The sequence below is a fragment of the Synechococcales cyanobacterium T60_A2020_003 genome, from assembly GCA_015272205.1.
In the GTDB taxonomy this organism is placed as follows: domain Bacteria; phylum Cyanobacteriota; class Cyanobacteriia; order RECH01; family RECH01; genus JACYMB01.
Window position 1 is genome coordinate 1 of record JACYMB010000150.1, and the last position, 10,445, is coordinate 10,445.

Here is a 10,445-nt window from a genome sequence, read left to right on the forward strand (position 1 = left end):
CCATCCACGCACACAGTTCGGCACGGCGTTCTTCCATCAGGTTTGCGGCTTTCCGGAGAATGGCGGCGCGTTTGGTGGCGGAGGTCTTTTTCCAGGCTGGGAATGCGGCTTTTGCGGCCTGCACTGCGGATTCGGCCTGTTCTACGCTAATCATGCCAATCTTCCCGACAATCTCGGTAGGATTGCAAGGATTCACCGAGTCGATGGTGTTTAGCGTGGTGACGTACTCCCCGTTGATCAGCGGCTGATAGGTTTTGCCCAGCCGTTGCCGTACCGTTTTCAACGCCGCAAAGGCGCGATCGCGCACCTCGGCATTGGCATAATCGGCATCGGCGGCATTGGGGAACACCGGACGCATGGAATCAGGCAGGTGGGACTCGGTTTCAAAGCGGGGAGCTGCCAGCAGTTCGTCTACGGGACGTTCCTCTAGGTTCTGCCGCAGGAAGGAACTGTTTGCTGTATTTTCCAACAAACGCCGAATTAGATAGGACATTCCCGGAATCAGATCGCCGTAGGGACAGTAGACCCGGACTCGGTAGCCCCGATCAGACAAGGCTTTTGCCAGTTTATCCGCCATGCCGTAGAGCACCTGCATCTCAAAATTGCGGCGCGGAATATCCAACGCTTCGGCAATGGCGATCGCATGGGCTTGAGAGCGTACATTATGACTGCCGATCGCCGCATAGAGATATTCGTGATTCTCCAGCAGCATCCGGGTCAGTAGCTCAAAGTTAGCATCGGTCGATTCCTTCTCCGTAAAGACAGGAACATCCCAATCATGCTGCACCGCTTTGATTGTTTCCTGATCCCAGTAAGCTCCCTTCACCAAGCGAATCGTGATCGGATTGCCCCGGGTTTTGGCCCACTCGATCAGTCCCTTCAGATCCCGTTCGGTATCTTTTAGATAGGCTTGTAGGGTTACACCGATGTCTGTACGAGTCCGGAACTCCTCTTCCATCAAAATGTCTTTGAGGATGGCCAGGGTCAGATCCTTGTAGACATACTGTTCCATGTCAAAGTGGATCATCGCACCGAGTTCTTGGGCACGACGGAGCAGCGTCCGAACGCGATCGCTCACCCGTGCCTGACTCCCCTCGGCATCCAGCGGGTCAAACTGGGAATAGAAAGCGGTAAGCTTTACGGATACCTGAACCCGCGATAGCGGCGCACCGTCAGCCTCATCAATCGCCGGAACCTTCGACCATCGCTGGGATGCTTCTGTCAATTCCTGCATCAGTTCCAGATAACGGTCTAAATACTGCTGCGCCTCGGTTTCGGTAATCACCGCTTCACCCAGCAAATCCACTGTAAAGGCCATTTTGTTCTTGCGGAGTTGCTCGATCGTCTTCAGCGCTTGCTTGATATTCTCGCCAGAGATGTACTTATGGGCGAGGGTCTCTACTGCCGTTGATACCGTTGTGGCAGCCACTTGACCCGGCATCGAGTCGGCTTGGGCAAAGCCAAGCAACCCCTTTAAAGCACTCGGTAACTCAACCTCGTCGCGGGAAAGATACTCCTGCAAGTGCCGCGCAATTTCGGGTTTGCTTTGCAGTGAGGGCAAGCAATCGATAAAGCGAAAGAGCTGAACTTTAAGGCCAGGATTGCTCATCGCCCAGCCTAGCAGCTTGTCATCCCAACGCATCTGATCGCGCATCTGAGCGAAGAACGACCGATTTTCGCGGGTAGCAGACAGTAATTCACGGGCGATCGCCTGCGTGCGCGCTTCGTAGCGCTTGTCGTACTGTGTAGACGTTTGATCAGAAACTTGTAGAACCACGGATCACAGACCCCTTAGAATCAACTCAGTGTGAAAGCTCAACGTACCCATTCGATCTATCATAGTGGGAAACCTTTCTTCTCCTATTTTGAGTTGTTTAAGGTTTGCTGACCGAAATCGCTTAACAGATGGTCATAGAACAGTAGAAGACGGGGGTTCCGCCGTGGGACACTATCGGTGAGGCTGTAGAATAGTCATGGGCTTGAGTCACAGTGCTCATGCGGCCTACGTAGTGTGTTTGATTGAAACGAGCGATCGCCCATTTTTCAGGTTGATGTGAGCCATGCCTTCGGAATCTGACCCGGATCCAGACTACGCCCTCCAGCAAGATATTTTGTCTGGACGAAAATTTTCCCTAGCCGACGCCATCGGTCGAGAAGGCAGTGGGTTCCTGAAAGGAGAATCTACGGTGCCTAAACTGGTACAGGCCAAAACCGAGGTAATGGTCTTTATCCGCAACCACTTGCCAGACGGTTCGGGCGCGTTACAGTCGGTGTTGCAAGATATCGTCCAGGCTGATGATGCTCGCATTAGCGCCTATGTAGACTGCCCGCTCTACGCCCTGCGGGATGCGGTTCAAGATGTACTGAGCCATCGCGAGCGTTTGTATGAACTGGTGCGACAAGTCGATATGCGTTGGGGTCACATGTATGGTGAACGCCCATACTTTCAGAAGCCTGGACAAGATCCCCACCCAGAGGATGAATACACCCACGAATCCGTTCAAGTCATGCTTGAACACCTGTTAGATGCACTGCACCGCACGATTTAGAGCGATGGTAATCTGACCGTTTTGACAGATTCAGTAAACGCTCAGTATTAATTACGTTTTTGATACAACACGATAGAGTTGCAGTAGTTTACATTTGTTTGTGAGAAGCTCATCCTTAGGGCAGTGTCGAAACGTACATTTGGCAGGGCAGGCTATTAGGATAGCTTGAAAAATTGAGTGCAATTTGCATTCTTGCGGTTAAGGTGCTCGATGTCATACGATTGAGCGCTGTAAAACGCTTTTCAGAGTAATGATTATTTTCGGGGAATATTTGGGAAGTCTATAACCATGCCTGTGGTGTATCCGCACTGAAGTTAACCCGCATGTGCTGATTAGCGTTATCAATCTGTGCTCAGTCCAGCCCAACCTTGCCCCAAAAAAAACTTAATTATTTCAGTCATGTCGGGATCTAGACTATGACGATCCGGAGATGTCTATTGGCGTCTACCCAATGCTCATCCTCGCAAGAGGCATGGATCTGTCGGAAGAATCAAGCCATGCATACATTCTTGGTTTGCAGTCAAATGGCTCAGGGTCGTTCTCCGAATCTTGGTTCCGCATATTTGCAATTGCCTGAATGATCCCAGTGACTAACGCACTCTATTGGTAAAGAGGAAAAATAATGGCCAAAGACAAAGCAGGGAACAGCATCAAAACCGCAAACCAGACCGCCTTTAACTCCTTAAAACCGAAGGCGATCAATTTCAGTGACTCTATCGGTGGCAGCGACGCTAGCGATTATTTCAGAGCACGCTTGAAAAGCCGTACGAGTGTTGAGCTTTCCTTAACCGGACTCAAGCAAGACGCCAATCTTCAGCTCTTGCAAAAAAGTGGCAAAGTGATCAAGCAATCAAATAAAAAAGGGAAATCGAATGAGACGCTCAACATCACTCTAGATTCAGGGGTTTACTACTTCCATATCGTAGGTACGTCCAAAGAAACGGACTACACCCTACGGGCTACTGGAAATCGCGACAATGGGGGCGACAAAGTTGACTCCGCTACATCTGTGACTGTAAATGACGGAAAGACGGTTTTCAAAGATTACATTGGCCCATCCGACAAAGCAGACGTTTATCAGTTCACCACAATTAACAGTGGGCCACAGCAGATCAAGCTGAAGATGTCTGGCTTAAAGGCAGATGCAAATTTAGCCCTCTTGGGCAGTGATGGAAAACCCATCACCAGTAGCCAAAAGTCTGGCACGGCTAGAGAGACCATTACTCAAACCTTAATGCCAGACACGACTTACTTTATGAAGGTATCAGCGGGTCGTAAACAGCCGGGTACACCGTACAAATTGCTCAGCAATCTTGGCGACGTACCAGACGGGGCAGGCAATGCGCGAGACAAAGCAGCGGCCAAATTCCTGCAATTGCCTGCTCTTGGTGATTCTTTCTCGACTCTAGTAACAGAGTTACTGAACAAAGAGGATGTGGACGTATTCCGCATTGTGGGACCCAACGAACCTACCAGTATTGATCTGAGGCTCACGGGGTTATCAGAAGACGCCGATCTCTACCTATACGAAGAGGGTAATCCAGATGCGATTGCGACTAGCGACCAAGGTGGAACCAGGAACGAAGCAGTTAATGGTGTTATTCTCGCACCAGGAGTGAACTACTACATCAAAGTAGCTCCCTATGATCCAAGTAAGTACACCTTCTTCACCTTAAGTGCGAGAACCCAATTCGGAATTAATGACTCAGCAGGCAATACACCCGTTGCAGCTCGTAATATTGATGACGATCCGGTTTGGCGGGCTGGAACCCCTGGTGTTTCCCAAGGCCCCTTGGATCCGACCCAGTATGCTGATGCGGTCGGCAGTTTTGATACGGATGACTATTACGTCTTTACCTTAAATCAAAGGAGTTCCCTGCGCCTGAAAGCGGACTTGACCAGCGGTAGTGCAAATCTCCAGTTGATTGGAGGTGATGGCACAACTGTTTTAGAGTCAGTGTCGGGTACTACAAGCAGTCAACCAAAGATTGAGGGTGTGTTTACGGAGGGAACATACTACATTCGCGTCAGTCCCAACGGTGGTTCAACGGCGAGTGCGTTGTATGAGCTGAATTTAGCCGCTAAGTCCGTCGAATTCGACCCTGCGTTTGTGAAAGATATTCGCCTAGGGCCAGAGTCCTCTGGTGTGCCGGGAGACATGGTTGAAATTGGTGGATTGCTGTACTTTGCCGCTGATGATGGCACGGGAGTTCAGCTCTGGAGAACCGACGGTACGGGGGTAGATGGCTCCTTAACGGGTAGTAAGGATGACGACGGTACTGAGAAGCTGACGAACGAAGCCTTTACATCCCTTGAGAACCTAACGGTTGCGTCTATTGGCGGCAGCGACGTGCTCTTCTTTACGGCTGGAACGGCGGAAACCGGAACCGAACTCTGGCGATGGGATGCGGTGAATGGAGCATCGCTCGTTAAAGATATTGCCGTTGGTACGGGCTCGTCTGGAATTGGGGCAACGACTGGCATTGTGGCGGTGGGCGATCGCGTCTACTTTGATGCCATTGAGCAAGGGAGTGGCACGTCTCTGAACATCGAACTGTGGTATAGCGATGGCACAGAAGCTGGAACTCAGTCTCTAGAGCTTGTCCCCGGCGAGTTTTTTGGCTCGTTCCCCAGAGATCTGATTAACATCAACGATACAGCCTACTTTGTTGCAAGTAATGGCTCATCAGAAAGACTCTTTACAATCGATACCTCCGGTGGAACCGTCACAGCGCTTGAAGTGGCTGGGCAAGGCGGCTTGAGTAACTTTGGCAGTTTGACGAATGTGAATGGTACGCTTTACTTCACGGCGAGTGGTGCTGCCGAGGGCGGGAGCGATCGCGGCAATGAAATTTGGCGAATTTCGTCCACCACAGGCGAGCCAGAAGCAGTCGCAGACATCGTAGCAGGTTCAGCAGGAGCGGCTAGTATCAGCAACCTATCTGTGCTCGGTGATAGCCTTTTCTTCGCCGCGAATAGTGGCAGTGCTGGTACAGAACTATGGGAGATGAAGATTAATCCCTCTACGAAGGCGACGACGGTGGCGATCGCTGCTGACATCAACGTCACTGCCGCCAATGCTGGATCAAACCCGCAGCAGTTAACGGTTGTGGATGGCAAGCTGTTCTTCCTGGCGGATGATGGAATCAACGGCCGAGGCTTGTGGCGCTATGACCCAGCCGCCGCTGTTGGTCAAAGAACGAGCCTTGTTCAATACGATGATGGCGGTATGCTGCGCGATGTTGCCGCCAGCGGAGGTGTTGCACTGAACCCCTCGGCGGGGAGCTTGATTTCGGTTGGGGATTTCTTGTACTTCAAGGCAAATCGTGATGCCACGGGTAGTGAGCTATGGCGCGTGAGCCCATTGTTGAATGGTAATGCCGAAGAACTCGATCTCTTAGCTGGCGATCTCAGTTCCAGCCCGTCTGACTTTACGGAGGTGAATGGACGACTCTTCTTCCGGGCTGCCGATGCAGGGGATACCGATGAATCTGTCGGTCGTGAGCTATGGGTTGTGGGCTTAGCGGAAAATCCGTAGAGTCTTTAGCAGTCCTAGAACTCCCATTGCCTTAGTCGGCTAATTCTTAGAGAGCGTGGCGTATCCTATACGTCGCGCTTTTTGGATCTGGAAGGGCACGAGGTACCAGTTAACCCAGTTTTAGGTTCACCGTGCAGTCTATACTGATCTTGTCAATGGACGTGCATCTTGCGCGATTGACACCGAATCGGTATTCTCAGCCCCCTAGTCCCCTAGTGTTGGAGCGTTTTATGACTCTGTCGTCATCCACTGCGGCACTTCGATCCACTCAAGACCCTGGCGCGACCGTCCCAACCATTGAGCGTTACAACCAGGTGCGATCGCTCAGTGCGGCGCTCTGTGCACCGCTTGCCCTTGAGGATTACGGCATTCAGAGCATGCCGGATGTGAGTCCTCCAAAGTGGCATCTCGCCCATACGAGCTGGTTTTTTGAGACGTTTTTGCTGACCCCGTTTCTGCCGGGATACGAGATTTTTCATCCCAAATTTGGCTATCTGTTTAATTCCTACTACGAAGCGGTGGGCGATCGCCATCCTAGACCGGAACGGGGATTGCTCTCTCGTCCCACGGTAGAGCAGGTGTATCGCTATCGCGCCTATGTAGATGACGGGATGCGATCGCTTCTTCAGAATCCCTCTGAGCCAGAGCAAATTCTATTTCTCGTAGAGTTAGGATTACACCACGAAGAGCAGCATCAGGAACTCTTGGTAACGGACATCAAGCATGGCCTGGGAATGAATCCTCTTTATCCGGCCTATCATCAACCTCCGATTGCACCTGCAAAAACAACATCCTCCCCGTTGCAGTGGATTGAGTATGGGGGAGGGCTGGACTCTTTGGGGTATGCCGACAAGGACTTTTGTTTCGACAATGAAACTCCTCAACATACGGTCTATTTGCAAGACTATCGGCTGGCGTCTCGTCCCGTTACCAATGGGGAATATTTGGAATTCATCGAGGCAGGGGGGTACACAACAGCAGAATACTGGCTTTCAGAAGGATGGGCAACGATCCGATCGCAACGATGGGACGCTCCTCTCTACTGGCAAAAGATAGACGGAGAGTGGTGGACAATGACCCTCCACGGACTACAACGGATCAACGAGCATGAGCCTGTGTGTCACGTTAGCTTTTACGAAGCTGATGCCTTTGCCCACTGGGCGGGATACCGCTTACCCACGGAAGCGGAATGGGAACATGCGGCGCGATCGCTTGCCCCCAAGGGACATTTTCTGGAGTGCGATCGTCTGCATCCGCAGCCTGCCCAGGGATATACGAATCCTGATCAGCTTTTTGGGGATGTATGGGAATGGACGCAGAGTGCTTATCTGCCCTATCCCGGCTTCAAAACGGCACCGGGAGCGGTTGGGGAATACAACGGGAAGTTTATGTCGAATCAAATGGTGTTGCGGGGTGGCTCCTGCGCAACGCCACCTGGACATATCCGCGCCACCTATCGTAACTTCTTTCCGCCCTCGGCACGATGGCAGTTTTCAGGAATTCGATTAGCGCTGTAGAGAGGGAGCGATCGCCCTCCCTAAAACTTTGTCCAAGGAGGAGAGGGATAGACATTGAGCCAAGCATTTGGGGCGATCGCTTCACAAAATTGTGATGTAAAACAGGAGACATATCTATGCCTGGTTCATGTTCCCCGATCGCTGATACGTCGCTGCCGTGGGAAGAAGCCCCTTCCCCTAAGGTGACGTGGTTTGACTTCCATCCCCCTGTAGAAGATTTTTACACCGAGGCGATCGCGGGTTTAATCCAATCTCCAAAAGTGATCTCTCCCAAATTTCTCTACGACAAAACCGGGTCGCAACTCTTTGAGGCCATCTGTGCCCTAGAGGAGTACTACCTGACCCGCACTGAAATCGATATTTTACGAACCTATGCCGATGACATTGCCGCGATCGCCCAGAATGGTGTACTGGTAGAATTTGGCAGTGGCAGTAGTCAAAAAGTGCGAATTCTGTTGGATGCGGCATCTTCGATCCATACCTACGTCGCGCTTGACATTTCCAAGCGTCATCTCTACGAGTCGTGCGTAGAGCTGGTCTCTGAATACGCGAATTTAGAGGCGATCGCTATTTGCACCGACTACACCCAACCCCTGACGCTGCCTGATCTTCCAGTCTTAAGAGATCGGTCTTTGATTGGCTTTTTCCCGGGATCATCCATTGGCAATTTGGAGCCCGAAGAGGCGATCGCCTTTTTGCACAATGCCGCCCAAATTTTGCAGTCCAAGGGCAGTTTACTAATTGGCGTCGATCTGAAAAAGAGTCGGGACATCCTTGAACCTGCCTACAACGATGCCAAGGGGATCTCTGCCGCCTTTGCCCTGAACGTATTGACCCGCATGAATCGGGAACTGGGGGCAAACTTTGATCTGGCAAACTTTAGCTATGATGCGGTGTATAACGCTGAAGCTGGGCGGGTGGAGATGTACATCGTGAGTCGTTGTGATCAGGTGGTTACTATCGGTTCTCAGGTGATCTCCTTTGCGGCGGGGGAACGGTTGAGAACGGAATATTCCTACAAATACACGGTTCCTGAGTTTCAGGCGATCGCCAAGGCCGCAGGATTTTCATCGAGCCATGTTTGGATCGATGACCACCAGCAGTTTAGTATTCATCATTTACAGGTGATGTAGCGTGGCGCAACGTCTACGCAGGTCGAACAATGGCAAGCCCGATCATCCCGATCGCCCCCAGAATCAAAACCGGAGTTAGCCAGTTGCCCCAGCGCACATAGAGGGTTTGGGTTTGGCGGCGATAGATGGTTTCTGCGTGGGTTTCGTAGGTTAGGGGGTGCGATCGCCACACCACCCGACCGTGGGGATCGACAAACCCAGAATAGCCTGTATTCGTTGCCCGTGCTACCCAACGATCGGTTTCAATCGCCCGCATAATGTCGTGGGCTTGGTGCTGCATCATCAGCACTTCGCTGTAGGGATCGAGGTTGGATGCGGTCAGGATGAACTGTCCACCCTGGGCGGCCTGGGCTCGAAAATAGTTGGGGTAAGCGGACTCGTAACAAATACTGCCGATCGCCCGTCCAAAGGGGGTTTCAAATTGTTGGTGTTCCGATCCAGGAATCATCACCGCTTCAATGGGAGAGAGTCGATCTATCAATCCGCCGAGAATGCTGCGAAGCGGAATATATTCCCCTAGGGGAACCAATTTGATTTTGTCGTAGCGACCTACGATGACCCCCTGTTGATCCAACGAAAGCAGACTTTGGGTGTAGGTTGTTCCTTGGCTCACGAACGTACCCAACCAGGCCGGGATTCTCTCCGTGGCGATCGCCCGTGTGATAGAGCTAGAGGTTTCCCGGTATACGTCCCATAGAAAAGGAATCGCACCTTCAGGGGTTAACACCGCATCTACCTGTTGGTTAGCCAGTTCGAGATAGCCTCGGTTATAGCTGGCGATCGCCCGTCGTCCTCCCTCCGCAGACAGCTTGATCCGCGTGGGCACGTTGCCCTGGATCATCCCAATCGTCAGTTTGGCGGCGTCTACGTCCTGTAACGGTCGGCTCGCTAACCAGGCTCCTAGCCCATGGACACTGATTACAAGTACTAGAGCAGACAGGAGGAGAGGGCGTAGACGATCCGCCCGATTTCGCCACTGCATCCACGCTTCTGCCAGTAGACCATTACAGGCCACGATCGCCGCTGTCACCGTCAACGGCCCTGACAATTGCCCCAAGTGAACCGCCCACAGATTTCCCGGACTTTGGGTATAGGAAAGCGATGTCCAGTTGAGAGGGGTTAAGGTGAGGAGCCATTCTAAGCTGCACCAGAGTGCGGTTCCAGCCAACACTCGTACCCACGCAGTTATCCCCTGCAGGCGAGAGATTCGCCCCATTCCCCACGCCCACAGCACCGTAGTTGCTGTTCCCCAGAGGGTAATAAAGACCCAGCAAAAGGCCGTCACGATCACACTCGTGATCCAGGACATTCCGAGCCAGGTGAGGGGATGGAGTCCGGTAATCCAAGAAATGGCGATGCCGTGATAGCCCATTCCCCACAGGGTCGCATAGAGGAGCGTGCATTTTCGGTTTTGGACAGGTGTTGACACAACCAAGACCCAAAAAGGAATCAGGGCGATCCACGCCAGTCCCCACAGGTTCAGCGGCTCTGGCGCACAGGCCATCAGCAATCCACTCCCCAGGGCGATCGCCCATTGGGGGGCATTCCATAGTTTGAGTCCTAGACGATGCATCTGTGCTTATCTCAAAATGTTCTTAAAACTCTGCTCTCTCTCGATCCCCCCTAGCCCCCCTTTTTAAGGGGGGGACTGGCTCGGAAGTCCCCCTTTTTATAGACGCAAAGCGGCTTCCCGAAGGGTAGGGGGATT

6 protein-coding genes are annotated in these 10,445 nt (G+C 52.2%); 4 read left to right on the top strand and 2 right to left on the bottom strand.

Translation table 11 applies throughout. The annotated features are described in order from the left end of the window. The coding region (locus IGR76_08100) for a proline dehydrogenase family protein (GenBank protein ID MBF2078468.1) at positions 1–1,777 on the bottom strand (1,777 nt) is incomplete at its 3' end. Between the two features lie 283 nt (positions 1,778–2,060). On the opposite strand from IGR76_08100, the gene IGR76_08105 reads away from it, so the two are divergent. The 4 genes from IGR76_08105 (at position 2,061) to egtD (ending at position 8,737) form a co-directional block, all read left to right on the top strand. After that, positions 2,061–2,549 carry a hypothetical protein gene (locus IGR76_08105; GenBank protein ID MBF2078469.1) on the top strand — a complete coding sequence of 163 codons (489 nt, stop codon included), beginning with the start codon at positions 2,061–2,063 and terminating at the stop codon, positions 2,547–2,549. A 622-nt stretch (positions 2,550–3,171) separates the two neighbouring features. Then, positions 3,172–6,087, top strand: a complete 2,916-nt coding sequence (locus IGR76_08110) for a pre-peptidase C-terminal domain-containing protein (GenBank protein ID MBF2078470.1) — start codon at positions 3,172–3,174, stop codon at positions 6,085–6,087. Between the two features lie 230 nt (positions 6,088–6,317). Continuing rightward, positions 6,318–7,604, top strand: coding sequence for an ergothioneine biosynthesis protein EgtB (locus IGR76_08115; GenBank protein MBF2078471.1), 1,287 nt, complete (start codon positions 6,318–6,320; stop codon positions 7,602–7,604). A 116-nt stretch (positions 7,605–7,720) separates the two neighbouring features. Next, the gene (gene egtD / locus IGR76_08120) at positions 7,721–8,737 is read left to right on the top strand and encodes an L-histidine N(alpha)-methyltransferase (protein MBF2078472.1); all 1,017 of its coding nucleotides are present in this window, start codon (positions 7,721–7,723) and stop codon (positions 8,735–8,737) included. Positions 8,738–8,750: 13 nt separating this feature from the next. Here egtD and lnt read toward each other — a convergent pair whose 3' ends face one another. Then, positions 8,751–10,310: an apolipoprotein N-acyltransferase gene (gene lnt / locus IGR76_08125; protein MBF2078473.1), complete on the bottom strand. Its 1,560-nt coding sequence runs from the start codon at positions 10,308–10,310 to the stop codon at positions 8,751–8,753. Between the last annotated feature and the right edge of the window lie 135 nt (positions 10,311–10,445).

Bases quoted from the DNA above. Each gene is read 5' to 3' on its own strand.
- IGR76_08110 (MBF2078470.1), top strand. From the start codon at position 3,172: ATGGCCAAAGACAAAGCAGGGAACAGCATCAAAACCGCAAACCAGACC.
- IGR76_08105 (MBF2078469.1), top strand. From the start codon at position 2,061: ATGCCTTCGGAATCTGACCCGGATCCAGACTACGCCCTCCAGCAAGAT.
- egtD (MBF2078472.1), top strand. From the start codon at position 7,721: ATGCCTGGTTCATGTTCCCCGATCGCTGATACGTCGCTGCCGTGGGAA.
- IGR76_08115 (MBF2078471.1), top strand. From the start codon at position 6,318: ATGACTCTGTCGTCATCCACTGCGGCACTTCGATCCACTCAAGACCCT.
- lnt (MBF2078473.1), bottom strand. From the start codon at position 10,310: ATGCATCGTCTAGGACTCAAACTATGGAATGCCCCCCAATGGGCGATC.